We start from the raw sequence: 25,969 nt of genomic DNA on the forward strand, positions 1-25,969 counted from the left end.
GGGTGTCAGACTCGACGGCGTGAGTGACCAGGAAATCCTGCGATTGTTACCGACCGCTGCGGCGGTCGTTGCCGTGCGCGACGATCGCGCCGACGCGCACCTGGCCCAGCTGGGTGCGTACGACGAGCGCGACCAGGCACAGGTGGATCGGTGCGTGCAGGCGTTCCTCACCGGTTTGCTCCGCACCGCCTGGGAGCGCGGCTGGGCGCCGGCCGATGTGGTCCAGCACGGCCGCCGCACGCTGGATGCCGGCGTCGAGCCGTTGCTGCTGGCAGCGATCTCGGCCGAACACCGCGGTTACCGTCCCGCCACCATCGACCCCCGCTGGCTCGGTCAACTGACAGACCTCGGCGTGCCGCAGCCCTTCACTGAACTAAGCCTGACCGCTTGGGCAGCGGGCGCACGCGTCGGCCGCTACCTCACGCTGCATCACGCCTTGTCCCTGGCCGGCTTCCTCCAGACCCTGCCGGTCCTGGCCAGGCTCTACCCATTACCCGGTACGACGGTCCGCCGCGGGCAGCCCGCCGTACCGGCGAACGGGAAGATGCTGGCGCGGATCCGCGGCCTGCTCGCGAAGGCGGAGGCGACCGAGTTCCCGGACGAGGCGGAGGCGTTGTCCGGTAAGGCGCAGGAGCTGATGGCGAAGTTCTCCTTGGACAGCGCCCTCCTGGACGCAGAGGTGGAGATCCCGGATGATTCCGCGGGGCGCCGGCTCTGGGTCGAGACGCCGTACGTGTCGGCCAAGGCACAGCTGGTCGGCGCGGTCGCCGCGGCGAATCGGTGTCGCACGGTCGTGATCGACGAGCTGGCCGTCGTCACCATCGTCGGCGCCGAGGTGGACCTGCAACACACCGAGATCCTCAGCACTTCCCTTCTGGTGCAGGCGAATCGCGCGATGCTTGCCGCTGGCAAACATATCGGCCATCAGGGTGAGTCCCGGACGCGATCGTTCCGCCAGTCGTTCCTGATGGCCTACGCGCAACGGATCGGCGAGCGTTTGGAGCAGACGGCCGCGGCGACGCAGGCCGCCGTACCCGAAGCGGCTGCGGACCGTCTGTTGCCGGTGCTGGCCAAGCGGGAGGAGCAGGTCGACGCGTTGTTCGCGCAGCTCTTCCCGAACACGACTACCCGACGGACCCGCATCACCAACGGCGCCGGGTGGAACGCGGGGGTGACCGCTGCCGACCAGGCCCAGCTCGAGGGCCGCCGGCAGGTACGCCGGTGAGGATCGAGGAGACCGCAATCCCCGGCGTACTGCGGATCGAGCTGGAGGTACAGCCGCACGACGACGGATGGTTCAAGGAGAACTTCCACCGCGAGAAGCTGGCCGAGCTCGGGATGGACGTTGTGCAGCACAACGTCGCGCACTTCGATGTGGCCGGGATCGTCCGCGGGATCCACGCGGAACCCTGGGACAAGTACCTGTCGCCGTCGTCCGGGCGGGTGTTCGCCGCGATCGTCGACCTCCGCCCCGGTGACGGCTTCGGCCAGGTGGAGACGTTCGAACTCGGTACGTCGGACGCGCTCTACGTGCCCCGTGGTGTCGGGAACTCGTTCTGCACACTGACGCCGCACACGACGTACAACTTCCTGGTGAACGAGCCCTGGTCGCCGGAGCGGATGACCGTGGACCTGTTCGATCCGGAGCTGGCGATCGCGTGGCCGCTCGAGCAGCTCAAGTACACCGAGCGGGACTCCGGGAACCCTTCGCTGGCAGAACTCAGGAGGCAGCGGGCCTGAGTCCGCAGAGCACGATGTCGAGCAGGCGGTGGGCCTGCTCCGGCTGGGTGTCGGCGTTGTGAGCGATACCGCCGACCAGTCGCAGGACGTCCGCCAGCTCCAGCTCGGGCCGGACGTCGCCGGCCGCCTTCGCCTTGTCGAGCAGGAGTTTCCCGGCCTCTTGCACATTCGCCTTGCAGGCCTGGAAGAACGGCGAGTCCTTGCCTAGGGCATCTATCAGCTCGCCCGACAGGCTCTTCTTGGACAGCCCGTACCCGACGAAGCTGCGCAGCCAGGCGGCGAGCGCGTCGAACGGCTCCAGTTCCCGGTCGAAGTCGTACGCACGGTCGCAGACCGACTGGATCTCGTCGACGTAGACCGCCTCGAGCAGCGCGGTCCGGCTCGGGAACCGGCGGTACAGCGTGCCGATGCCGACGCCGGCCCGGCGGGCGATCTCCTCGAGTGAGGTGTCGGTGCCGTGCTCCGCGAACGTCTCCCGGGCGGCCGTCACCAGGCGGTCGTAGTTCCGGGCCGCGTCCGCACGGGTCGGACGTGCGCACGGCAAGGGTTGTGGCGCCATCCAGCCTCCTCGCAGATCACCAGAACAATATCGCTTGCAAAGCGGAGGAACCCTCCGTATCGTATCCGGAGGAGCGCTCCGCTTTCTGTCTCAACTGTAGCCCCTCAGGGGTAAGGAGCAATATGTCGGCAACATCCGCGGCGCCGGCCGGCGCCACCTCGGGCACGCCTGCGCGGCGGCCGGGGATCGTTCTCGCGGTCATCCTGGTCACCCAGTTGATGGTGATCCTCGACGCGACCGTCGTGAACATCGCAATGCCTCACATCCAGCAGGCCCTGCACTTCAGCCCGTCCAGCCTGTCCTGGGTGCAGAACGCGTACGCGCTGGCGTTCGGCGGTCTGCTCCTGCTCGGCGCCCGTGCCGGTGACCTGCTCGGTCGCCGCCGGGTGTTCCTCACCGGCGTCAGCGTCTTCACGCTCGCCTCGCTGCTCGGAGGCCTCGCGCCGAACGCCGAGTTGCTGCTCGCCGCCCGCGTTCTGCAAGGCATCGGCGGTGCGATCGCGGCGCCGGCGGCTCTGACGCTGCTGATGCTCACGTACCGCGAAGGACCCGAGCGGATGAAGGCACTCGGCTACTACAGCCTGATCTCGTCCGGTGGCGGCAGCGTCGGCCTGGTGCTCGGGGGAATGCTGACCGACTGGGCATCGTGGCGCTGGGGCCTGTTCATCAACGTGCCGATCGGTGTGGCGCTGATCCTGACGGCCCGCCAGGTGCTGACCGAGACCGAGCCCGAGACCGGCCGCTTCGACGTGGCCGGAGCGGTCACCTCGACCCTCGGAATCACGTCGCTCGTCTACGGCTTCATCCGGGTGGCCGAGAAGGGCTGGACCGCCGCCGAGGTCCTGGTGGCGTTCGCCGCGGGCGTGGTGCTGCTGGTCTCGTTCGTGCTGATCGAGCGTCGCGTCAGCCACCCGATCGTGCCACTGCGGCTGTTCCGGTCGGCGACCCGGACGGCGTCGTACCTGACCATGCTGCTGATCGTCGGGACGATGTTCGGGATGTTCTTCTTCCTCACGCAGTACCTGCAGGGAGTGCTCGGGCTCAAGCCGTTCGCGGCCGGCCTGGCGTTCCTGCCACTGACGGGTCTGCTGTTCGCCCAGTCGCGAGTGGTGCCGAAGCTGATTGCCCGGATCGACGGCGCGAAACTGATGCTGATCGGCTCCACGCTGGTCACGCTCGGGACGATCTGGCTGACTCGGCTGGACTCGCACAGCACCTACCTGCACGACGTGGTCGGACCACTGCTGCTGTTCGGCGCGGGTGCCGGGATGATCTTCATCCCGCTCGTCGGCCGCGCCATCTCGGGCGTCGCGCCGGAGGACTCGGGTGCCGCGTCCGGCATGCTGAACGTGGTCCAGCAGGTCGGCGGCGCGCTCGGTCTGGGCATCCTGGTCACGATCTTCGGTACGGCGAGCCGCAACTCGACGTCGACGATCCCCCGGGAGGTGCTGGTGGACGGCGTCCACGCCGCGTTCGTCGGATCGCTGGTCTACGCAGCGGTGAGCCTCGCGATGATCGTGTTCACCGTCCAGCCGTGGAAGTGGTTCCGCGGAGCGCCGGAGCCGGTCGAGACCCCAGCAGTCGTGGACTCACACGTCTGACGGGATGGGCAGCGCGTAGCTGATGAACTTCTGGTGAGTGACGAAGCCGAGGCCCTCGTACAGTCCGAGGGCTCCGGTCGGGTTGTCGGCGTCGACGCCGAGCGCTGCCCGCTGGTACCCGGCCTCTGCGGCCTTGGCGAGCACCTTCGCCAGGGCCGCACGGGCCAGTCCGCGGCCACGGTACGCCCGTCGGGTGCCGACCTGGCCTATGTACAGCTCCCGGACTCCGGTCGCCTCGGTGTCGGCTTCCCACTCGTAACAGTTGGCGTACGCCGCGATGGTGTCGCCGTCGAGGACGTAGTACGACTGCGTTCCGCGGAACGCCCGTGATCCGACGTTCCGGGCTCGCCACGCCTCCGTGGTGGGCGGGGACCAGCCCCAATGGTCGGAGAAGGCCTCGAAGTGGGTCTGCCGCAACGCTTCCTCGTAGGACGTGTCGTACGACCTGAGCTGGAGGCCGCCGACCACTGGCGCGGGCGGGACCGGTTGGTCCAGCCGCCGCCGCATGTCGAAGAAGAACCGCTCGGCTTTGAAGCCCAGGCCTTCGAGCAGGTTGGTCAAGCTGACGTTGTTGCTGCCCGCGCCGACGCTGACCTGACCGGGGGCGTCCGGGTGCGTGGCGGCATGCAGTTCGCCGGCGCGACGGATCAGCCAGCGCATCAGGGTCGTGCCGAGGCCCTGCCGGCGCCACTCCGGATCTATGGCGCCCTCGGAGTTGACCCGGTCCACGTCCACCACGGTGGTCCTGCTGTGTGCGATGCCATAGCCGATCATCCGGTTGCCGGACCACAGGCTGATGCTGTCGTTGGCCAGATCGAGTTCCGGCCGCTCCAGCTGCTCGGCGAGATCCTCGGCACTGTAGTTCTCGCCGACCTGGTCGACCTTCTCCTTGGCGGCCGTCAGTGCCGCCCACGCCTCGACGTCGCCCTTGTCCATCGGACGCGCCTCGATCCCCTCCGGCCAGCTCATGGCTCGACCGTACGGCGTCTGCTCGGTGACGGCATGTCAATTAGTCAGTTGCTCGGCCAGCCAGCGGACTGCCATCGGGTAGCGGTACTCGATGCCGCCGTGGGTGCCCTCGAACAGCTCGAAGTGGATCCGCTCGTCCGGGAGACCGGCCTCCCGCGTAGCACGATGGAACGCCGTGGCGCCGAGGTCCAGGTAGTACTCGTCCTGCCGGCCGGCGTCGATCCATACTGCGCGGAGCGATCGCAGCGCATCGGCGTACTGCGGCTCCTTCACCATCTCGACCGGGTCGCGGGACAGCCAGCGGGCCCAGATCTCCGGGACGATCGCGCCGAGATCGTCGAACGGCAGTAGGACCGTGCCGTCGGCCTCAGCGGAGTACGCCGACGCGTACCCGTACATCTCCAGCAGGTGCAGGTCCTCGTTGGTGGTCCGCCCGGTCTTGGTCGCGAGTACCTCGAAGTACTTCTCGTAGCTGCCGTCGTACTTGTCCCGCAGCGTCCGCGCGCGCTCCGGGAACTCCGGCCGGTAGCAGACGTCGAAGAGCGCGTCACCGGCATGCGTCGCGAGCGCCCCGAACACGTCCGGACGCAGCAGCGGCGTCACCATCGCGGTGTAGCCACCGCTCGACTTACCGGTGACCGCACGGTGATCGCGGTCCGGGATGGTCCGGTACGTTGCATCGACCCACGGCACGATCTCGTCGCAGAGGTACGACTGGTACTGCCCCGTCCCGGGGGAGTCGAGGCATTGGCTGCCGCCGTACTTCGTCCACGAGTCGACGAACACCACGACGGCCCGCGGCACGCTCTCGTCGGAGAACATCGCGTCCAGCAGCTCCGGGTACGGCTGCCGGAACGGGACCCGGTTGAACCACATGCCGACGTGGCCGGTGTAGCCCATCGTCACGTAGATCGACGGGTACCGCTCGGCGGAGTTGTCGGGGTCGTCGTACCCCGGCGGCAGGTAGACCAGCACCGGCCGCTCGTGCGGGTCGCCGAGCGGGTTCCCGCGCAGCAACTCACTCGTGTACGTCGTCTGGTCCAGGCGTCCCTTGAACTCGGCCGACCACGGCAGCATTCGTCCTCCAAAGGCTCACATTGAGCCAGACTCACATTGCGTCAGACTCACATTGCGTCGGGGGCCTCGATCCCCAGCAGGCCGAGTCCATCCTGCAACACCTTCCGGGTTGCGGTGCAGAGGGCGATCCGGCTTGCCCGCGTCGCACCCTCACTGCTCAGCACCGGGCACTGCTCGTAGAACACGGAGAGGGCGGAGGCGACGTCGTACAGATAGGTGCAGAGCCTGTGCGGCTGGAGCGTCTCCGCGACCTGCTCGACGGTGGCGCCGAAGCCGGTGAGCAGGAGGGCGAGCCGCTGCTCGGCCGGGTCCTTCAGTTCGGTGAGCTCACCTGTCGTCCCTGCTTTGGCGAGCAGCCGGGTGAGCCGCGCGTGCGCGTACTGGAGGTACGGGCCGGTGTTGCCGGTCATCGCGACCATCCGGTCCAGGTCGAACACATAGTCGTTGCCCCGGTCGCTCGACAGGTCGGCGTACTTGACCGCGCCGATCCCCACGGCCCGTGCGGTCGCGGCCCGGTCGACGCCCTCCCGGCCGGCCAGCAGCGCGTCGGCCCGGGAGACCGCGCTCTCCAACAGGTCGACGAGCTTGACGGTGCCGCCTTCCCTTGTTTTGAAGGGCTTTCCGTTCGGGCCGAGCACGGTGCCGAACGAGACGTGTTCCGCCGGTACGGTTGCCGGCAGCCAGCCGGCGGTCCCCGCGAGCGTGAAGATCATGTCGAAGTGCAGGGCCTGCCGATGGTCCACGACGTACACGATCCGGTCCGCGTGCAACGTGCTCACCCGATGCCGTACGGCGGCGAGGTCGGTCGCGCTGTAGCCGAATCCGCCATCGGACTTCCGCACGATCACCGGTAGCGGATCGCCGTCGCGACCGAGGAATCCTGGCAGGAAGGCGCACATCGCGCCGTCGGACTCGGTCAGCAGGTCTTGCTGTTCGAGCTCGGCCACGACCCGCGGCAGGTCGTCGTTGTACGCGCTCTCGCCGACGACGTCCGTCCGCTCGAGGTTGCTGCCGAGCAAGGCGTACACCTTGTCGAAGTCGTCCAGCGACACGTCGACCATGTGCCGCCACATCGCCCGCGTCCCCGGATCGCCCGACTGCAACGCGACCACCCGCAGCCGCGATTTGTCGGCAAAGGTGCCGTCGGCATCGAAGTGCTTCCGGCTCCGCTCGTAGAGCTGCTGCAATCCCTCCAGATCCAGGGATTCCGCGGCGAGACCTTCCTCGAGCAGTTGCTCGATCATCATCCCGTACTGCGTGCCCCAGTCGCCGACGTGGTTCTGCCGGATCACGTCGTACCCGGCGAACTCGAGGACGTTGCAGAGTGCGTCACCGATTACCGTCGACCGGAGATGGCCGACGTGCATCTGCTTCGCGACGTTCGGTTGCGAATAGTCGACGACGACCCGCTGACCCCTGCTGGTAAAGGATTCCGGCTCGTTGACCGCCTTCGCCAGCGTCTCCGGCAGCAACGTCAGGTTGATGAATCCAGGGCCGGCGATCTCTGGTGTCTGGCAAAGGTCCTCGACCTGCAACGAGGCGACCAGGCGTGCGGCGACGTCCCGCGGCGATTGGCCGAGGGCGTTGCCGATCCGGAGCGCGAGATTGCTCTGGTAGTGACCGAACTCCGGCTTGGTACTCGACCGCAGCTCGGGGTCGTACGACGTACCGAAAGCGGCCAGGGCGGCAGCGGACAGTCTGGTGGACAGGACAGGCAGAACTGCGGACATGACCAGGTCCTTCAGGAGACGCGACTGGAACAGGCTGGGTGTTCAGACAGTGCGTCGTCGTCGCAGGCTGAAGCGCACGCGCCGGGCGTGGACAGGCTTCAGGCTGATCGACATGTCAGCCATTATGCACGAAGTACGCCGACGGCGCCGGAGACCGCTCGGCCAACGGCGCGATCGCCGGTACGTCGGTCTCGCCCAGGAACACCCGCCGTACGACGCGTTCGGCCGCGCGCCCGTCGTCGAACTCACAGAACTTCTCCCGGTACAGGTGCCGGTGCTTGGCCGCCTCGGGCGCGGCGAACGTGCCGTTCCGGAGCGCGGCGTACAACTCCTCGGCGGACCGTGCCACCACGCCGGGCGGGAACTCGGCGACGTCGAAGTACGTGCCACGCCGGCCGTCGTAGAACGCCTGGTCCTCGACGTGCAGCATGATCGGCCGATCGAGGTTCGCGTAATCGAAGGTGATCGACGAGTAGTCCGAGATGAGTACGTCGGCCGCCAGCATGAGGTCCTCGACCCGCGGGTGCCGCGACACATCGATCACCACGCCGGAGTGGGATTCCGGTGCTGCGGACAACGAGTAGTGGGTGCGCACGAGCACCCGGCCGTGCTCACCGGCCGCAGCCGCCAGTTGGTCCAGGTCGAGCCGGACGCCGGTCCCGCCGAGGTCTTGCAGCCCGGTCGGCAGTCGTACCGAGTCGACGCCGTCGCGGAACGTCGGCGCGTACAGGATCACCAGGTGAGAGTCGTCGAACCCGAGCGCTGCGCGGACCGCCCGGACCTGCTCCAGGGATGCGTTGAGCAGTCGGTCGTTGCGCGGATAGCCGTACTCGAGCTCCTCGAAGTACGACGGGTAGGTGCGCTCCCAGATCTCCGACGAGTACCGGTTCGAGGACAGGTTGAAGTCCCAGCGATCGACCTGACGCATGAGCTCGTCGAGATCGAGGTCCCTGCACGCCTGGGGATGGTGCCGTAGATCGGTGCCCATCGTCTTCAGCGGCGTACCGTGCTGGGTCTGCAGATGGATCTGGCCCTCGCGCTTGTCCAGGTTCTTCGGCCAGTTCATGTTGCTGACGAAGTACGTCGCCTTGTCGAGCAGCTTCTCGTACGCCGGGGAGTCCGCGACGACGTACTCGACGCCCTCCGGGACCGCGTCGACGTGCTCGTTGTCGACGACCCAGACCCCGCGCAGGTGCGGAGCCAGCTCGGCCGCCTTCTCGTAGATCGCGCGCGGGTTGCAGGCGTACTGCTTGAACCAGTAGGCGGCGTACGCGACCAGGTTCGGGTCGAGCTTGCCGCGCCGCAGCAGCTTGCCGACCGTCTTGCCCGCACTCGGGACGTGCAGCATCCGCGCGCTCAGCTTGAGCGTGGAGTAGGTCGCGTAGTCGTCGTGGATCAGCAGCCAGCGCTTGAACCCGCGGGCGGTCCGGTCGGCGCCGTACCCCTCCGGCTTCCAGCGCTTGGCGAAGGCGTGCGCCGTATGGAAGAACTCGGCCCGGTCGTCGGCGTCGATCCGCTCGGGCTTGGCGAGTACGGCGAGGATGTGGTCCAGCGACCGGTCGAACGCGAACCGGCGCCAGCCGGCCAGCTCCGGGTCGGACTGGATGAACGCGTGCACGCGGTCGTACTGGTCGAAGATGTCCCACTGCCGGCGGCCGCTGGTGGCGTGGATGTTGCCGCCGGTCCGATGCTGCCGGTAGTGCACGACGACCCGGTCCAGGGTGGCGATCCGCTCCGCGGTCAGCATCGTCGAGTAGGTCCAGGGCGCGTCCTCGTAGAAGCCGCTCGTGAAGGCGAAGCCGTGCCGGGTCAGGAACTGGCGGCGGTAGGCCTTGTTCCAGACCACCTCGAGGAAGGTCAGGAAGATCGGCCGCTCGGCCGCCGTGAACACCCCGGCGCCCTCGCGGGCGAACGCGTCGTGCCGCTGGCTGCCCATGACCCGGCCGTCCCAGAAGACCCGCTCGTAGTCGAACAGCACGAGGTCCGGCTGGTTGGCGATATCTATGCGGGCCGCGATGGCCTCCAGCGAGCCCGGCAGGTAGCTGTCGTCGGCGTCCAGGAACAGCACGTACTCGCCGCGGCACTCCTTCAGGCCGGCGTTCCGGGCCGGTCCGAGGCCGACGTTGTCGTCCAGGTGCAGCGCCCGGACCCGCGCGTCGGCGGCGGCGTACTCGTCCAGGATCCGGCCGGACCCGTCCGGATCGGCGTCGTCCACCCCGATCACCTCGAAGTCGGTGAACGACTGCCCGAGCACCGAGTCCAGACACGGCCGCAGCCAGGCCCGCGAGGCATGGCAGGGGACCACGATGCTGAACCTGGGGACGGTGCCGAGCGCCATGCCTAGTCATCCTATGGTGCAGCTATGAGTACTGATGTGTTCGAGCCATTGGCCGGTCTCGAGGGGGTCGGGTCGGCGGCACGGGCGGCCCGGGACGCGGTCGACGTACTGCTCCGGGATCGCGGGCTGCGCCGGGTCGGTTCGGACATGACCGCCGAGGCCCTGCTGCGGGGCGCGCACGCCTCAGCGGCGCTGGCCGGCAGCACGGCTGTTCTGGACGAGGTACGGCGAGGTGATGCCGACGGACTGGTCGCCGGCGCGGTGCGGATGACCGGCGAGCTGATGTCGCTCGCGCCACAGGTGGACAAGGCGCCGGTGCAGGTCTGGACCAGACTGCACCAGTTGGCCGCCGCCGACCTGGTCGCGGAGGACCAGTTGGGCCATCTCCGGACCAGTGCGGAACCTCTGCCGGACGACATCCCCGGGCTGCCGCCGGCGCCCGATGCCGACGAGATGTGGGAGCGGCTGAGCGCCCTCGCGCAGAACCTGACCCGCCCGACCAAGGCGCCCGGTCTCGTCGTCGCGGCGATCGTGCACGCCGAGCTCGCCGTCCTGCGCCCGTTCCCGGCGGCCAACGGACTCGTTGCCCGGGCCGCCGAGCGCCTGCTGTTGGTTGCCCGGGGCATCGACCCGGTGGCGGTCACGGTCCCGGAGGGCGGTCACTATGTGTTGCGGGCGACCTATGCGTCGGGTCTCACCGACTACACAGCGCGAGGATTGACCGGCGTTCGTGATTGGTTGCTGCGGTCCTGCGAGGTCGTGACAAGAGGTGCCGAGCTCTCGCCGCTCTCGTCCTGAGTGAACATGCGAACGGCGTTCTCGAGTGAGAACGCCGTCGCTGGCACGTCGCCCTGGTTACCATGCGTGCACCTGTTTGCCGCCACAGGACGAGCCTGGGTCGCGCTGCCCGTTTGGGATGGGCTGGTCGCCGCGTGGGTACCTGGGTTCCCGTGCAATCTCTACCGGACCCTGAGGCCCTTTGTTGATTCCTTTGTACTCCTGAAACCCCTTTCTGTGAAGGGGAAGCGGAGTCCTTCATGGAGTTGAGAACAATGAAGCCCGCTTCAGCTTTCAGCTCGTCCGGGACCGCCGCCGGGAGGCCAGCAGCAGTGCTCCGGCGGCGATCGCCGCGACCAGGCCGGCCGCCAGCGCGGGGCGTCGTACGGCGGGGAAACCGGCCCGCTCGCCCGGCTCCGCGAACGCCAGGATCGGCCAGCCGCGCTCGAGCGCGACCCGGCGCAACGCCTTGTCCGGGTTGACCGCGTGCGGGTGCCCGACCGCGGCCAGCAGCGGCTCGTCGGTGATCGAATCCGAGTACCCGTAGGAACTCGCGAGGTCGTAGCCCTCGGTCGCGGCCAGGGCCTCGATCGCGGTCACCTTGTTCGGACCGTACGCGTACTCGGCGATCTCGCCGGTGTACTTGCCGTCGGCAACGACCATCCGGGTGGCGATCACCCGGTCGGCGCCGAGCATCGCGCCGATCGGCTCCACCACCTCGGCGCCGGACGACGACACGATCACCACGTCCCGGCCGGCCGCGTGATGCTGCGCGATCAGCTCGACCGCTTCGGTGTGGATCATCGGGCGGACGATGTGGTCCAGGGTGTCGGCGACGATCGCCTGCACCGTCGAGACGTCCCAGCCGGTGCACATCGCGGAGATGTACTCCCGCATCCGCTCCATCTGGTCGTGGTCCGCGCCGCCGAGCAGATAGACGAACTGGGCGTAGGCGCTGCGCAGGACCGTCCGGCGGTTGATCAGGCCGCCGGCGTAGAACGGCCGCGAGAACGCCAGCGTGCTCGAGCGGGCCAGAATGGTCTTGTCCAGATCGAAGAAGGCCGCCGATCGAGCCGTTCCGGGATGCGCCATGCAGTCGAGGATAGGCAGCCGGGAGAAACGCCGGGGACCCGGGCTTTTGCGTGGGCCGGTATCCCGTTAGACTAGTCGGCAGTGTGACAGTGACACTGGCTGGAAGCACCCGATCGGGTGGGACTGGCGCTTGGGCGAAACGCAGTCAGTTGAAATTGAACTGAGATGTGTGAAGCCCGAACTCGGGGGGTACAAACTCTCTGACAGTGGCAGACTGTCGCCTCCTGAACGGCCCCCGGCTCCTCCCCCCGAGCCCGTGGCCGAAGACGGCCCCCGGTCACCCCCCCGCCGGGGGCCGTCGCCTTTCTCCGATCAGCCAAGTAAGCGTAAAGATTCTCGCTTTTCTGCGCGTGGGAGCGTTCTCACTTTATGCAGGGTCTTGACAATGTAATTGAGCAGTCACAGGTTGTAAGGCATGAAACCGCCTGCACACCGCCCCCAGGCAGCGGTCGTCATCAGCCTGCTCGTCGTGGTCATGGCCTTCCTGGTCCCCGGCTCCGCCTCCGCGGCCGCCAATCTCGTCACCAACGCCGGCTTCGAGTCCGGCACGCTTTCCGGCTGGTCATGCCCGGCCGGCGGCGTCACGACCTCCGCGCCGCACTCCGGTTCGTACGCCCTCGAGGCGACGCCGAGTGGGAGTGACATCGCCCGGTGTTCCCAGTCGATAGCGGTCCAGCCCAATACGGCGTACACGCTGTCGGCGTGGGTGAAGGGGTCGAACGTCTACCTCGGTGTGGAGGGTGGTCCCTCGACGTGGACCACGAGCTCCGGGTGGAGTCAGCTGACCGTGCCGTTCACCACGGGTGCCTCGTCTTCCGTGACGATCTACGTCCACAGTTGGTACGCGCTCCCGGCGTACCAGGTTGACGACGTCGTGCTGGACGGACCTGGCGGGACGCAGGACACCACACCGCCGTCGACCCCGGGTGGTCTGGCGGTCGGCAGCCCGACCTCGAGCTCGCTGAAGCTGACCTGGTCCACCGCGTCCGACGCGAACGGCATCGACCACTACGACGTCGTCCGAGGGGCTGGGGCCGCGCAGAGCGTCGGCAACGTGACCAGCTGGACCGCTACCGGGCTTACTGCGTCGACGACCTACTCGTTCAAGGTCCGGGCGTGCGACCCCAGCGGCAACTGCTCGCCGTACGGCGCGGCCGTGTCGGGCACCACGTCCGACGGCGGCACCAACCCACCGGTCGGCAGCCTGCCCGCCCACGTGCTCACCGGGTACTGGCAGAACTTCAACAACGGTGCGACGGTGCAGAAGATCTCCGACGTGCCGGCGGCGTACGACCTGATCGCGGTGGCCTTCGCGGACGCCGACGCGTCGAAGCCGGGCGGCGTCACGTTCAACCTGGACAGCGCCGGGCTCGGCGGATACACGGTCGCGCAGTTCAAGGCGGACATCGCGGCGAAGCAGACGGCCGGTAAGAAGGTCATCCTGTCCGTCGGCGGTCAGAACGGCACCATCTCGGTCGCCGACCCGACGGCAGCGTCCAACTTCGCGTCGAGCGCTCTCTCGGTGCTGCGTGAGTATGGGTTCGACGGGATCGACATCGACCTGGAGAACGGGGTCAACGCGCAGTACATGGGTCAGGCGCTGCGGAGCCTGCAGAGCCAGTTCGGCAGCGGGCTGGTGATCACCATGGCGCCACAGACGATCGACATGCAGAGCACGTCGTTCGAGTACTTCAAGCTCGCGCTGGCGATCAAGGACATCCTGACCATCGTCAACGTGCAGTACTACAACTCGGGCTCGATGAACGGCTGTGACGGCCAGGTGTACTCGCAGGGCTCGGTCGACTTCATCACCGCCCAGGCCTGCATCATGCTGCAGGGCGGCCTGCGTCCCGACCAGGTCGGGCTCGGCCTGCCGGCGTCGTCGCGAGCGGCCGGGAGCGGATACGTGTCGCCGACTGTGGTCAACAACGCGCTGGACTGCCTGGCCAAGGGCACCGGGTGCGGCAACTACAAGCCGAGCACTCCGTGGCCGTCGCTGCGCGGTGCGATGACCTGGTCGACCAACTGGGACGCGTCGAACGGCAACCAGTTCGCGACCCAGGTCGGCGGCCACGTGCACGCCTTACCCTGATCGCGCGCCTGATCATGCACAGCTATCGACCGGCTCCGCTGCTGGAGGCGCTCGGTGTCTGCTCGGAGGACGAGCAGCTCTACCGGGCGCTTCTGGCCCGCCCGGAGTCCACAGCGACCTCTCTGGCCTTGTCAGTCGACTGGCCGGCCAACCGAGTCGGCCGGCATCTCAGGTCACTACTGTCCCTCGGCCTTGCGTCCCGGACACCAGGCCGGCCCGCCCGCTACGTGCCGGCCGTACCAGACGCCGCGGTCGAGCTGCTCGCGCTGCGGAAGCAGGCAGCGATCGTGGAGGCCCGGCTGGGTGCTGCGGCGCTGACAGCCGAGTTCAGACAGCCGGACGCGTTCACGGTCATCCGTGGCGCCGAGGCGATCGCCCAGCGGTTCTACCAGGCGCAGCAGTGCGCACAGGACGAAGTACTCGTGCTGGACCGGTTGCCGTACGCCGTGTTCGCCGCCCGTGGTGTGACCTACCGGACGATCTACGACATGGCGTCACTGTCCGAGCCTGGCGATCTGGTGGCGGCTCGAGCGTCGGGCTGTTGCCGGATGCTGCGCGACGTACCGCTGAAACTGGTCATCGTCGACCGCCGTACGGCGCTCCTCCCGACCGGGCCGGATGTCGTCGTAGAACTAGGACCGTCGAGCCTCCTGGACGCCCTACTGCGCCTATTCGACCTGCTGTGGCGACAAGCCAGTCCTCTGACTCCATCCGTGTCCGAAGGCCCACTCACGCCGGACGACCAGCAGCTCCTGTCACTGGCTGCCGCCGGACTGACAGACCAAGCCATCGCCCGGCGTCTGGGTGTGGCCCAACGGACTGTGGAACGCCGAATGCAACGGATCCTCAAAGCCCTGGACGCCACCACCCGCTTCCAAGCCGGCCTCCGCGCGGGCCAGCAGGGCCTGCTTGTCTAGCTTTAGTCGGTTACGTCCGCCACGGTGGCGCTCAGGGCCTTCGTCAGGGCCTCGGCGTCCACCGTGATCCCCACCCCATGGTCACCGCCGCCGATCGAGATGGTGCCGGTGATCCGCTCGTCCGCGATCACCGGCCAGGCGTGGGTGCTTCCGAGCGGCGTGATCGTCCCGCGGACGTAGCCGGTGACGGCGAACGCCGTGTCCTTGTCCGGCATCGAGATCCGGCTCACGCCGAGCAGTGTCCGCAGCTTCGGCCACGCGATCTCGCGGTCGCCCGGCACCAGGACGAACCGGTAGTCGTCGTCGGACAGCCGCACCACGATCGTCTTGATCAGCCGCGCCGGCTCGATGCCGCGCGCCGCAGCGGCCTCCTCCAGCGAGTTCACCCGGCCATGCCTGGTCACCTGGTAGGTGAGCCCCAACTGATCAGCCGCATCGGTCGCTTTGGTCACCCACTTAGTTTTGCACCCGGCTGGGAACGTTCTTCAGCAGCAGCGCGAGCACCAGCGTCACGAGGAACAATGCTCCAGCCTCGGCCGCCACTCCAGTCCACTCGGCGCGGCTCCACGCCGTACCTGCAAGGCCGCCGAAGACCGAGGAGCCCAGGTAGAACGCGAAGAGGTACATGCTCGACGCCTGTCCGGTCCCGACGCCGCTCGCATGCGCCCGGGCCGGCACCCAGCCGCTGGCGACCCCGTGCACCGCGAAGAAGCCCGCGGTCATCACAGCCAGCCCCAGCACGATCAACGGCAGCGGAGCCGCAAGCGTGATCGCTACGCCGGCCAGTGTGATCAGGCACCCGACCGGCACCACGGCTCGCCGACCGTACCGATCGGCGAGCGTCCCAGCCGTCGCCGACCCGGCTGACCCGAGGAGATAGACACAGAAGACCAGCCCGGCTGCTCCGGCGCTCAGCTCGTACGGCGAACCGGACAGCCGGAAGACCGCTCCGTTGTAGACAGCCACGAACGCGCCCACCGCCGTCGCAGCGATCCCGTACAGCGCGAGCAGCGCCGGGTCACGCAGTACGCGGAACAGGTCGTGTGGTCGCGCGGCGCTCGGGTGGAAGTTCTTTGACGCGGGCAGCAACAGCCAGACGACAGCCGCGCACAGTACGCCGACCGCAGCGATCCCGGCGGTCGCAAAACGCCACCCGCCGAGGTCCGACAACCCGCCTGCGATGAGGCGGCCCGCCATACCGCCAACCGCCGTACCCGCGATGTAGAGGCCGCTGGCGCGCGCGTGGCTGTCTTGGTGCACCTCCTCGCGCAGGTACGCCATTGCGACCGCAGGCAGCCCGGCCATCGCGATTCCCTGCAGACCGCGCAGCGCGAGCAGCAGGTGCCACGTCGGCGCGAACGCGCTGAGCAGCGCGAACACCGACGTCGCAGCGACCGACCAGCGCATCAGATTGGTCCGGCCGAGCGCCTCGGACGCCGGACCGGCGATCAGCAACGCCAGACCGAGGCCGAACGTCGCGAATGACACGCTGAACGCACTCTGGCTGGGCGAGACGTGGAACGCGTCGACCAACTGGGGCAGCAGCGGCTGTGTGCTGTAGAGGAGAGCGAACGTCGCCAGCCCAGCCGCGAACAGCGCGACGGACAACTTGCGGTACTCGGGGTCTCCGGGCAAGTAGCCGGTCTGGCGGGCGACGGATTGGTGCATGTCTTCGACGGTCGCACGGCTGGAGCGATACGTAAAATGTCGATCTCAGCAGAAATCGATACGATTACCGTATGCATGTCGAGGATCTGCGGTGGTTCGTCGTACTCGCCGAGACCGAGCACCTCACCGAGGCGGCGGCCGCCCTGGGGACGAGTCAGCCGAATCTGTCCCGGTCGCTGCAGCGGGTCGAGCGGGCGTTCGGGGTGCCGCTGTTCGAGCGGGAGCGTCGCGGCGTACGGCTGAATCCGTACGGCCGGCTGGTTCTGGATGCGGCGCGAGCAGGGACTGCGGCGGTGGATACGGCGAAGCGCCGGATCGACGCGTTGCTCGACCCGGAGTCCGGCACGGTGCGGCTCGCGTTCCTGCACTCGGTCGCGACCAGCCTGATGCCGGACCTGCTGAAGGCTTTCCGGGCGGTGGCACCGAACATCGGGTTCGCGCTGCGGCAGGAGCCCGCGCACGACATCGTCCAGGACCTGGAGAGCGGTGAGGCCGAGATCGCGATCATCGCGCCGCGGCCGGACCCGGCGCGCTTCGGTTGGCACCTGCTCGAGCGGCAGCGGCTGTATCTCCACGTGCCGCCCGGTCATGCGCTGGCATCCCGGCGCCGGGTCGAGCTGGAGTCGGCCCGGGATGAGGCGTTCGTCGGTCTGCAGCCCGGGTTCGGCTTCCGGCGGGTGACGGACCGGTTGTGCGAGGAGGCCGGGTTCAGTCCGCGGCTGGCGTTCGAGGCGACCGACCTCGCGACGATCGACAGCCTGGTCGGTGCCGGTCTCGGTGTGGCGATCCTTCCGGCCGGTGCGGTCCGTGGGAACGACAGCGGCGCGGTATCCGTTCCGTTGGCCGGCGTACGGGCCCGGCGGGAGATCGGTATGGCGTGGCGGCTGAGCATGCCGCTGACGCCCGCGGCCGAGCGGTTCCGGACGTTCGTCAGATCGCGCCCGGTGACGACCAGCTGACCGCATTCGCCGCGACTTCCGTAGCGTTCGTCCCAATTTCGCGGTGTCGACTTGCACAGAGAGGGCTTTCCCCCGCACCCTTGCCCTCGTGAGGAAGCGTCTGGGTTCGTTCCGGCCGAGTCGCCGGCTGTTGTTCGCAGCCGGGACCGCGGCGGCTGCGTCGACGGTCGCCGCCGCCACCGCGGCGGAGGCGGTCCCAGGTTCCCCGGCGGCCGGACTGCTTTCCCTCGGCGCCTACGGCTCCGGCGTGCTCGGTGCCTGGGAGCGCCAGGCACGGGCGATCTCGAACGAGCAGCAGATCCGCAAGGCCCGGGAGACCGACGGGGTCTTCATGTTCGGCGACAGCATCGGCGTCCAGGACGGACCGGCGCTCGCCCGGCAGCTGACCCAGCTCGGGATCAACATCGCCGTCCACAACTGGGCCGGGCGGCCGGTGACCCCCGCGGTCGACGCTCTCGACCTCTGGGCGCAGCAGTACGGACTGCCGCACCGGATCGTGATGTCGGTCGGGTCCAACGACATCTTCATGCCGCCGGCCGTCGAGGCCCAGGTCGACCGGACCATGAGGATCGTCGGCGAGGAGCGGATCGTCTACTGGGTCAACGTGCAGGCGGCCCGCACCGCCCACGGCCCCGACATCAAGGTCGCGGACCAGCGCAACAGCGCCTGGATCAACCTGCAGCTCGCCGACGCCCAGCGTCGCTACGACAACCTGCGGATCGTGCGCTGGGCCGAGCACCTGGCGTCCAGCCCCAACCGCCTGGCCCGCCTGCTCCGCGACGGCCTGCACCCGTCGGTCCCGCTCGGGCAGAACGCCCGCAACGGCCTGATCATCGAAGCGATCAAGGCCGGCTGAGTGCGGCGCTGACGCCGCACCCAGCCGTCTTGTTCAGCAGTTCCCGCTCAGAAGCCCGCTGTGATGCGGGTGAAGTCCCAGTCGGCCTGGGCGATGCCGCTGCAGTTGGACACCACGCCGCCGCCGGCGCAGCCGCGGTCACGGTTGACCGACCAGAACGCCAGCCGGCTGAGCCCGTTGCTCTTCGCCCAGTTGGTGATGTTCTGCCAGGTCGCGGTCGTGGTCATCTCCTGCTGGTCGGACAGACCGTTCATACCGGAGATGCCCTGGTGCGCGTACGCCTCCGCCGTGGACCAGCCGAAGGTGGCCTTCAGCTTGTTGTTCAGGCCCTGCGACGCGCCGACCGTGTCGTTGTAGATGTTCGAGCTGCCGAAGTCGAACGGCATCAGCGTGAACACGTCGATGTTCGCGCCGAGTTCCTTCGACCGGTCGATCAGCCGGTTGCCGTAGTACGTCGGACCGGTCGTCGACGTACCGAACGTGACGACGGTCCGGATTCCCGGGTTGTTCTGCTTGACGATCTTCAGCGCGTTCAGGATGCGGTCCTGGACGGCCTCGTTCTCGAACTCGTCGGAGTTCTCGATGTCGATGTCGATCGCCTTCAGGCTGTAGGCGTTGATGACCTGCTGGTACGCGCCGGCCAGCGCCTCGGGGGTGCTGCAGTTCGGGCCGAGCTTGTTACCGCTCCAGCCGCCGAACGACGGCACGATGTCGCCACCGGCCGCGCGGATCTGGGCGATCGCGTTGGCGTCGGCGCTGCCCTGCAGCGGGCGGCTGCCGTCCCAGGCCGGGTTGCAGCCACCGGAGGACAGGACGAACGCCATGGTGAACCACTTGATACCCGTCGCGTTCATCACGGTCGCCGGGTTCGGCGGGTCACCCCAGCCCATGTACAGGTACGGCGCGGCCTGCTTGGTGCCGGTGTTGCCGCCACCGGTGCCGGTCTTGACGGAGATGGTGCTGCTCTTCGCGCCTTCTCCGGCGCTGTTCGACGCACTCACCTGGTAGCTGTACGTCGTGTTCGCGGCGAGTCCGGAGTCCGTGTACGACGTGCTGCTCGGGCTGCCGACCTTCGTGCCGTTCCGGTAGACGTTGTAGCTGGTCGCACCGGACGCGGCCGACCACGTGAGGCTCACCGACGACGCGGACGACGTACCGGAGAGACCTGTGGGTGCACCGGGGACGGTGCCGCCACCGCCGCCTGAGCACGAGCCGCCGTTCAAGCGGCACGCGGCCAGGCCGGGGAAGTTGCCCGGGCTGCCGTTGAAGCCGAAGGTGACAGTCGCGCCAGGAGCCAGTGGGCCGGCCCAGCTCGGCGGTGTGAACGTGTGCGTCTGTCCGCTGCTGGTGTGGGTTGCGTCCCACGTAGAGCTGACGGTGTAGCCGGACGGGAAGTCCAGCGCGACCGACCAGGTGCTGAGAGAACTGGTGGTGCCGTTGGTGACGGTCACCTTGCCCTCGAAGCCGGTGCCCCAGTCGGACACTTTGGTGAAGCTGGCAGTGACACCTGCCGCGTTGGCTGCCTGTGCGGTCAGCAGGGCGACAACCACGGCCGTGACGGCCGCTATCGCCAAGGTGATGCGTTTCATGATGCTCCGATCAGTGGGCGGTACGTGATCAGACCCGGCCCCAGAGTGCGGGGGCGTTCGGCGGCTCCCAGCCGACCAGGGACGTGTGGCCCTGGATGCACTTGTAGGTGACGCCGTCGTAGCTCACGAGCGCACCGGTCGCGTACGTCGTGTTCGGGGCCCACGGGGTGGCCGTGCCGGGCGGTGTGGTCGGCGGCGTCGTCGGGGGAGTCGTGGGCGGTGTGGTGGGTGGTGTGGTGGGTGGTGTGGTGGGTGGTGTGGTGGGCGGGCCGCTGCATCCGGCCGTGCCGGCGTTGACGGAGTCGACCACGTTGTTGAAGAGGGTGACCCCCGGGTCCAGCGCCTCGAGCGAGTACATCATCGCGCCGGCCAGCCCTTTGCAGTGCTGGTAGTCGGCCTTCGCCTTGATCGACTGGGCGTTGTCACCGGACCAGAACGTGCCGTTGCTGTAGAACCAGGACGACTTGGTGGTGTCGTCGAAGTGCGTGGCGGACGGGTTGTCCACGAAGCCGGTGAGCTCCTTGTAGAACGAGACACCCGGCACGTTCCCGCTCAGCGCGTGTCCGTCGGCCGCCCCGGTCGCGGTCTGGTACTTGCCGTTGTCAGTGGCCGGAACACCCTTCCATCCCCTGTAGTAGAAGGGATATCCGATACTGAGCTTGTTCGCCGGGAACCCGCCCGGGATGCCGTACGCCGAGTCGCCAGTTGTCCACGCCTTCACCGCGGAGTCGACGGAGTACTTGCCCTGACCCGGTGGGATCGGGTTGCTCGGATCGTTCGGCGCCGTGTAAAGCGGGTCCTGGAAGTTCGTCGGCCCGGTGGCCTCCCAGCCGCCGTGCATGTCGTACGTCATCACGTTGTTGTAGTCGAGGTACTGTCCGATCTTGTCGGTCTCGATCGTGGCGATCTTGTCCTGTCCGGCCGGGGTCGCGGCAGTCAGGTAGTACTTCTTTCCGGTCTGCCCGCCGTACGCGTCCAGCTGTGCGCGGAACTCGGCCAGCAGCAGTGTGAAGTTGTGCTTGTCGGCGGCGCTGTAGTGGTTGCCGACGTGACCGTTGGGCGAGCCCGGGTACTCCCAGTCGAGGTCGACACCATCGAAGATGCCGGCCGCCGTACCGGGGCCGCCGAAGCCGTCGATCACCGGCAGGTCGCCCTTGAGGAACATGTTCACGCAGGAGCTGACGAAGGCCTTGCGCTTGGCGTCGGTGGAGGCGGCGTCGGAGAAGTACTTCGAGTACGTCCAGCCGCCGATCGAGATCAGGATCTTCAGGTTCGGCACCTTCGCCTTCAGCTTCTTGAGCTGGTTGAAGTTGCCCTGGATCGGCTGGTTCCAGACGTCGCCGACCCCGTCGACGCTGATGTCCGCGCCGTACGACTTGCCGTAGTCGGCGAACGCGTCCCCGGCGCCGTCGCCGGCGTTCGGGTTGTTCTCGTCCTGCGACGCGGCCTTGTTGGCCATGAAGCAGGTGTGGTTGACCGGATCGATGTTGGCGAACGCGTAGTTCAGGAAGTCCAGCTTCGCGCCGGCTCCGGTGGTGATCAGGTTCTTGGGATAGAAGGCGTTGGCGTAGATCCCCCACTGGGTGAAGTACGCCGTCTTGACGCCGCCGCTGGTCGCCTGTGGCGCCGCGACGGCTGCGTTGGCCGTGGTGGCGTCCGAGCTCGCGAGGGAGACGCCGGCGGCGGTGATCAGGGCGGTGGCCGCGACACTGGCTGTGGCGGCGAGCATGCGCAATCGACTCATCTGTTCCTCCGGAGCGATGGGGCGGAAGCGGTCCGGTGAAATTTAGTTAAAGACGCTTCGAAAGGAACCGTAACCGTTCCCGGCGGGTTGGTCGCGGGCTCGTCGTGGCGGGTTCCCGCTGCTGACGGAAACCCGACAGCGCTTTGTCCACAGGCATCCGGTCGCGTTCCCGGAAGGCGCCCGGCAACGGCATGTTCTTGGTATGGACACGAACTCACCAAGCTCATCGGTGCTGATGGCAACTACCAACGAAGCCCTGCTCGACGACCTGCTCCGGCTGGCCGCGGCCGCATCCGTGACGCCCCTCGTCGAGCTCGATCTGCTCAACCTGCGGCGCCACTGGCATGCCTGTTCACTGGTCGTTCTCGGCCGCGACCTGGCGGAGCCGCTGGCGCGCGTACAACCCGCGCACCGGCCAGGTGTGGTCGTGGTCGGTTCGACGTCGGACGGCGACGATCTCTACCGGTGTGCCTTCGACGTCGGCGCCGATGCCGTCTGCCGACTACCCGACGACGAGCCGCTGCTCGCCGGCAAGCTTGCGGATGCCCTGGACGGTGTCGACCGATCTGCCGTCACCCTGGCGTTCGTCGGCGGCTGCGGGGGAGCAGGGTCGACCACGCTCGCCGCCGCGGTGGCCGTTGTCGGCAATCGGCGCGGGTTCCGCACGATGCTGATCGACGGCGACCCTCTCGGAGGCGGCATCGAGCTTGCCCTCGGCATCGAGCACGCTCCCGGCGACCGCTGGCCGAAGCTCCTGAACGCCTCCGGCCGAGTCAGCGCCGTCGCTCTCCGCTCCGCACTGCCTTCCGTCGACGGATTGTCGGTCCTGTCCTGGGACCAGTCCGATGTCACCGTCCTGCCGCCGGACACGATGAGCTCGGTGATCGGCGCAGCTCAACGCAGCGCCGACCTGGTCGTCCTCGACCTCCCGCGCCGCGCGGACCCCGCCGTAGAAGAGGGCTTCATCCGCTCGACAGCAACCCTTCTGGTCGTGCCGTGCGACGTCCGCTCGGTCGCAGCCGCCAAACGTCTCTCCGGCCCTCTCCGGGCCGTCGCCGGCGACCTCCGCGTAGTGGTCCGAGACTCCCGCGCCGGACTCGCCCCTGCCGACGTCGCCGCGCACCTCTCCTTGCCCCTAGCAACAAAGCTCGGCCACGACAAAACCCTCCCCGTCGCCATGGATCAAGGGCATTTCTCCCTGAATCCCCGAAGCCCTCTGACCCGAACCGCCACCACCCTTCTGGACCTCTTCCCCCCACCTCACCCAACGCCCACCTAGCCCAATCTGAGAAGAGAGGTGCCCGCATGCCTAACACCGTCGTACCTGCAGGCCTTCTGGACCGCGTCCGCAGCACCCTCGCACTCACCGGCGCCGAGCCAACCCCAGTGCACGTAGCAGCAGCTCTCCGCGCCGACGGCACCATCTGCGGCGACACCATGGTCCTCGCAGTAGTCACGGCCCTGCGTAGAGAAGCCCTAGGAGCCGGCCCACTCGACAGCCTGCTCGCCGAGCCGGGCGTCACCGACATCCTGGTCAACGGCCCCGACGAGGTCTACATCGACCGTGGCCGCGGGCTCGAGTTCGTCGCGATCCGCACCGGAGACGAATCGGCCATCCGCCGCCTCGCCACCCGCCTCGCCGCTGCGGCGGGCCGCCGTCTCGACGACTCGACCCCGTACGTCGACGTCCGCCTCGCCGACGGCACCCGCTTCCACGCCGTCCTGGCCCCGATCGCCGCCCCAGGCACCTGCCTGTCCCTGCGCGTTCCGTCCCGCAAGGTCTTCACCCTCGACGACCTGGTGGCCTCCGGCGCCCTCCCGCAAGCAGGCGCTGCGATCCTCCAAGACCTCCTCGACTCCCGCCTGGCCTTCCTCATCAGCGGCGGCACCGGCACTGGCAAGACCACCCTCCTCAATTCCCTGCTCTCATTGGCAAATCCCGCCGAACGCCTGGTCCTGGTAGAAGACGCCAACGAGCTTCGCCCGGATCACCCACACGTGGTCCGCCTCGAAGCCCGCCCACCCAACATCGAGGGCAGCGGCGAGATCTCCCTCCGAGACCTCGTCCGCCAAGCCCTCCGCATGCGCCCCGACCGCTTGGTCGTAGGCGAGGTCCGGGGCCCCGAAGTAGTAGATCTCCTGACCGCACTGAACACCGGCCACGAAGGCGGCTGCGGCACCATCCACGCGAACTCCGCCTGTGACGTACCCGCCCGCCTGGAAGCCCTAGGCGCCCTCGCGGGTCTGTCCCAATCCGCCGTTCACAGCCAAGCAGCCTCCGCTCTACACGCCGTCATCCACCTGACCCGAACCCCCACCGGCCACCGCCGAATCACCGAAATCCATACCCTCAGCAAACCCCCGAACGGCCCTCTGACCACCCACCCCGCAGTCACCTTCCACCCCGACAACACCCTCACCCTCCACCCTCCATCCCGCCTCTTCACCACCCCCGCTCAGGCAACCCCCGCAGGTGCTGCATGAACCCGGCCGCCCTCGCCGCCCTCCTAACCTTCCTTACCTGCACCTTCGCCCGCCCACCCCGATCTGCGGGCGTCCACCGACTGACTCCCGCCGCCCGCACACGACGAGCCCACCTCAGATCCCCCAACTCCCGGATCTGGCTCCTGGCCCCACCAACGGCATTAGCCACCGCCCTCCTCGGCCCCCAAGCGCTCGTCACCGCCCTGGCCGCAGTAGCCGTCGTCGCCTTGATCGCCCACCAACGAGCCCGCCACCAAAACCAGAAGTCAATCGCAACCCGCCGAGCCAACATCATCGAAGCCCTCGACGTGCTCTCCGCCGACCTCACCGCCGGCCGCCCACCGATCGCCGCACTGGAAGGCGCCGCGTCCATCAGCCCCGACTTCGAACTGCCCTACGCCGCAGCCAAGCTCGGTGCCGACGTCCCCGCCGCGCTCACCCGGGCGGCCGTCAAACCCGGCGCGACGAGCCTCCGGGCCCTGGCCGCAGCCTGGCGCGTCACCGAAGAATCCGGCGCCGCCTTCGCCACCCTCACCGAACGCCTGGCCGACTACCTCCGAGCCGACGAGGCAATCCACCGCCAAACCGAATCCAGCCTCGCAGGCGCCCGCTCCACCGCCCGAATCCTCGCCGTCCTCCCGGCTTTCGGCATAGCGCTCGGCTACCTCCTGGGGGCCGACCCCCTCACGTTCCTAACCACCACCCCACCCGGCTGGGTCTGCCTAGCCGCAGGCCTCGCCCTCACCGCAACAGGCCTCCACTGGACCACCCAAATAGCCACCCCTCAAATCTGAAGCCCACCCTTCGCACCTACCCACCGCCGGTGCAGACCACCGCGCCAACGCACCGCGTCCAGGCGCCGCGTCCAGGCGCCGCGTCCAGGCACCGCGCCCACTCACCCACTGCACGCACCTCACCGCGGGTTCACCCGCACCCCACGAGACTCCGCATGCTCCACGCACTGACCGCAGCCGCAGCTGTTGCCCTAAGCACCTATTTCCTCATCCCACCCCGACCCAACCTCCGCCGGCTGACCCCACCGCAACCTCGCGTCCGCCGCCACTCCCCGCGATCCCACGGGCTAGCCGCAACAGCCGTGGCACTCTCCGCCCTCGCACTCATCGGCCTCCCCTGGGGCCTCATCCCAGCCGCGATCGCGTATTACTCCATCCCCCGAGCCCTGTCCCGCCTCGAACCAGCCACCACCAAACAGCGCAACGCCCGCATAGCCCGCGACCTCCCCCTCGCGATCGATCTCGTGACCGCCTGCCTCCGAGCCGGCCGCCCACCCCAACACGCCCTGACCCTCGTAGCCGAAGCCCTCCCGGGCCCACTAGCCGACGTCTTCACCAAAATCGCCCACCACCTGGCGCTAGGAGCCGATCCGACCACCGCCTGGGCTCACCTACACACCGAACCCGCCTGCGCCCCCATCGCCCGAGCCATCACTCGCTCACTCCGCTCCGGAGCCCCACTCACCAAAACCCTCGAACACCTCGCGGACGAAACCCGCCGAGCCCACCACCACACCGCCGACCAACAAGCCCGAGCCGCAGAATCCCGAGCCACCCTGCCCCTGGGCCTGTGCTTCCTCCCCGCGTTCGTACTCCTCTCGATCGTCCCGACAATCGCCGACTCCCTGATCCCCTACCTCCTCCGCCCCTAACAGCCCGCCCCTTGTCCACAGCCCAGAACTCCTTTTGAAAAAAGGCGATCCAACAACGGCATGTTTACCGACAAGCCCCCGCAGCACTCCCAGCCCACCCCGCAGGAGCCC

The 25,969-nt window shown here is 68.3% G+C and carries 22 protein-coding genes; 12 read left to right on the top strand and 10 right to left on the bottom strand.

The window, feature by feature from the left end:
- Positions 1-19: 19 nt before the first annotated feature.
- Together EV137_RS19955 and EV137_RS19960 are read left to right on the top strand one after the other, a co-directional pair.
- Positions 20-1,225 carry a DUF2786 domain-containing protein gene (locus EV137_RS19955; RefSeq protein ID WP_238175436.1) on the top strand — a complete coding sequence of 402 codons (1,206 nt, stop codon included), beginning with the start codon at positions 20-22 and terminating at the stop codon, positions 1,223-1,225.
- Positions 1,222-1,740, top strand: coding sequence for a dTDP-4-dehydrorhamnose 3,5-epimerase family protein (locus EV137_RS19960; protein ID WP_134130306.1), 519 nt, complete (start codon positions 1,222-1,224; stop codon positions 1,738-1,740). Before EV137_RS19955 ends, EV137_RS19960 begins: the two co-directional genes overlap by 4 nt.
- Here the strand turns inward: EV137_RS19960 and EV137_RS19965 are convergent.
- Positions 1,721-2,299 carry a TetR/AcrR family transcriptional regulator gene (locus EV137_RS19965; protein WP_134002482.1) on the bottom strand — a complete coding sequence of 193 codons (579 nt, stop codon included), beginning with the start codon at positions 2,297-2,299 and terminating at the stop codon, positions 1,721-1,723. The genes EV137_RS19960 and EV137_RS19965 overlap by 20 nt on opposite strands.
- A gap of 122 nt (positions 2,300-2,421) precedes the next feature.
- Here EV137_RS19965 and EV137_RS19970 point away from each other — a divergent pair, with 122 nt between their 5' ends.
- Positions 2,422-3,900: an MFS transporter gene (locus tag EV137_RS19970; protein ID WP_134130307.1), complete on the top strand. Its 1,479-nt coding sequence runs from the start codon at positions 2,422-2,424 to the stop codon at positions 3,898-3,900.
- Here EV137_RS19970 and EV137_RS19975 read toward each other — a convergent pair.
- The 4 genes from EV137_RS19975 to EV137_RS19990 form a co-directional block, all read right to left on the bottom strand.
- Positions 3,889-4,869: a GNAT family N-acetyltransferase gene (locus tag EV137_RS19975; protein ID WP_134130308.1), complete on the bottom strand. Its 981-nt coding sequence runs from the start codon at positions 4,867-4,869 to the stop codon at positions 3,889-3,891. The genes EV137_RS19970 and EV137_RS19975 overlap by 12 nt on opposite strands.
- 36 nt (positions 4,870-4,905) lie before the next feature.
- A complete protein-coding gene (locus EV137_RS19980) occupies positions 4,906-5,946 on the bottom strand; it encodes an alpha/beta hydrolase-fold protein (protein WP_134130309.1) in 1,041 nt (346 codons plus the stop codon).
- 47 nt (positions 5,947-5,993) lie between these two features.
- Positions 5,994-7,664, bottom strand: a complete 1,671-nt coding sequence (gene argS, locus EV137_RS19985; RefSeq protein WP_134130850.1) for an arginine--tRNA ligase — start codon at positions 7,662-7,664, stop codon at positions 5,994-5,996.
- Between the two features lie 127 nt (positions 7,665-7,791).
- A complete protein-coding gene (locus tag EV137_RS19990; RefSeq protein WP_134130310.1) occupies positions 7,792-10,014 on the bottom strand; it encodes a bifunctional glycosyltransferase/CDP-glycerol:glycerophosphate glycerophosphotransferase in 2,223 nt (740 codons plus the stop codon).
- Positions 10,015-10,038: 24 nt separating this feature from the next.
- Between EV137_RS19990 and EV137_RS19995 the strand changes: the two genes are divergently transcribed.
- Entirely contained in the window at positions 10,039-10,812 is a 774-nt protein-coding gene (locus tag EV137_RS19995) for a Fic family protein (protein ID WP_134130311.1), read from the top strand.
- A 273-nt stretch (positions 10,813-11,085) separates the two neighbouring features.
- On the opposite strand, the gene EV137_RS20000 is transcribed toward EV137_RS19995, so the two are convergent.
- Entirely contained in the window at positions 11,086-11,883 is a 798-nt protein-coding gene (locus EV137_RS20000; RefSeq protein ID WP_134002494.1) for an HAD family hydrolase, read from the bottom strand.
- Between the two features lie 415 nt (positions 11,884-12,298).
- On the opposite strand from EV137_RS20000, the gene EV137_RS20005 reads away from it, so the two are divergent.
- Entirely contained in the window at positions 12,299-13,975 is a 1,677-nt protein-coding gene (locus EV137_RS20005; protein ID WP_134130312.1) for a chitinase, read from the top strand.
- A gap of 14 nt (positions 13,976-13,989) precedes the next feature.
- A complete protein-coding gene (locus tag EV137_RS20010; RefSeq protein WP_134130313.1) occupies positions 13,990-14,892 on the top strand; it encodes a helix-turn-helix transcriptional regulator in 903 nt (300 codons plus the stop codon).
- A gap of 2 nt (positions 14,893-14,894) precedes the next feature.
- On the opposite strand, the gene EV137_RS20015 is transcribed toward EV137_RS20010, so the two are convergent.
- Together EV137_RS20015 and EV137_RS20020 are read right to left on the bottom strand one after the other, a co-directional pair.
- Positions 14,895-15,344 (bottom strand): aminoacyl-tRNA deacylase, encoded by a 450-nt coding sequence (locus tag EV137_RS20015; RefSeq protein ID WP_134130314.1) that lies wholly within the window; start codon positions 15,342-15,344, stop codon positions 14,895-14,897.
- A gap of 4 nt (positions 15,345-15,348) precedes the next feature.
- On the bottom strand, positions 15,349-16,560 hold the full coding sequence (locus tag EV137_RS20020) for an MFS transporter (protein ID WP_134130315.1): 1,212 nt from the start codon (positions 16,558-16,560) through the stop codon (positions 15,349-15,351).
- 71 nt (positions 16,561-16,631) lie between these two features.
- On the opposite strand from EV137_RS20020, the gene EV137_RS20025 reads away from it, so the two are divergent.
- Positions 16,632-17,519 (top strand): LysR family transcriptional regulator, encoded by an 888-nt coding sequence (locus tag EV137_RS20025; RefSeq protein WP_134002504.1) that lies wholly within the window; start codon positions 16,632-16,634, stop codon positions 17,517-17,519.
- Positions 17,520-17,607: 88 nt separating this feature from the next.
- Positions 17,608-18,375 (top strand): SGNH/GDSL hydrolase family protein, encoded by a 768-nt coding sequence (locus EV137_RS20030; RefSeq protein ID WP_238175438.1) that lies wholly within the window; start codon positions 17,608-17,610, stop codon positions 18,373-18,375.
- A 47-nt stretch (positions 18,376-18,422) separates the two neighbouring features.
- Here the strand turns inward: EV137_RS20030 and EV137_RS20035 are convergent, their stop codons facing one another.
- Together EV137_RS20035 and EV137_RS20040 are read right to left on the bottom strand one after the other, a co-directional pair.
- Positions 18,423-19,964, bottom strand: a complete 1,542-nt coding sequence (locus EV137_RS20035; protein WP_134130316.1) for a glycoside hydrolase family 18 protein — start codon at positions 19,962-19,964, stop codon at positions 18,423-18,425.
- A 28-nt stretch (positions 19,965-19,992) separates the two neighbouring features.
- Positions 19,993-21,708 (bottom strand): glycosyl hydrolase family 18 protein, encoded by a 1,716-nt coding sequence (locus EV137_RS20040; protein WP_134130317.1) that lies wholly within the window; start codon positions 21,706-21,708, stop codon positions 19,993-19,995.
- 235 nt (positions 21,709-21,943) lie between these two features.
- Between EV137_RS20040 and ssd the strand changes: the two genes are divergently transcribed.
- From ssd to EV137_RS20060, 4 genes are all read left to right on the top strand, one after another.
- Complete coding sequence (gene ssd / locus EV137_RS20045; RefSeq protein WP_238175439.1) at positions 21,944-22,987, top strand: septum site-determining protein Ssd; 1,044 nt, start codon at positions 21,944-21,946, stop codon at positions 22,985-22,987.
- 26 nt (positions 22,988-23,013) lie between these two features.
- Positions 23,014-24,192: a TadA family conjugal transfer-associated ATPase gene (locus EV137_RS20050; protein ID WP_134130319.1), complete on the top strand. Its 1,179-nt coding sequence runs from the start codon at positions 23,014-23,016 to the stop codon at positions 24,190-24,192.
- Positions 24,189-24,986: a type II secretion system F family protein gene (locus EV137_RS20055; RefSeq protein ID WP_134130320.1), complete on the top strand. Its 798-nt coding sequence runs from the start codon at positions 24,189-24,191 to the stop codon at positions 24,984-24,986. The genes EV137_RS20050 and EV137_RS20055 overlap by 4 nt, the downstream gene beginning before the upstream one ends.
- A 302-nt stretch (positions 24,987-25,288) precedes the next feature.
- Positions 25,289-25,858 (top strand): type II secretion system F family protein, encoded by a 570-nt coding sequence (locus EV137_RS20060; protein WP_238175440.1) that lies wholly within the window; start codon positions 25,289-25,291, stop codon positions 25,856-25,858.
- Positions 25,859-25,969: the final 111 nt, after the last annotated feature.

This window comes from Kribbella pratensis, from assembly GCF_004366075.1.
In the GTDB taxonomy this organism is placed as follows: domain Bacteria; phylum Actinomycetota; class Actinomycetes; order Propionibacteriales; family Kribbellaceae; genus Kribbella; species Kribbella pratensis.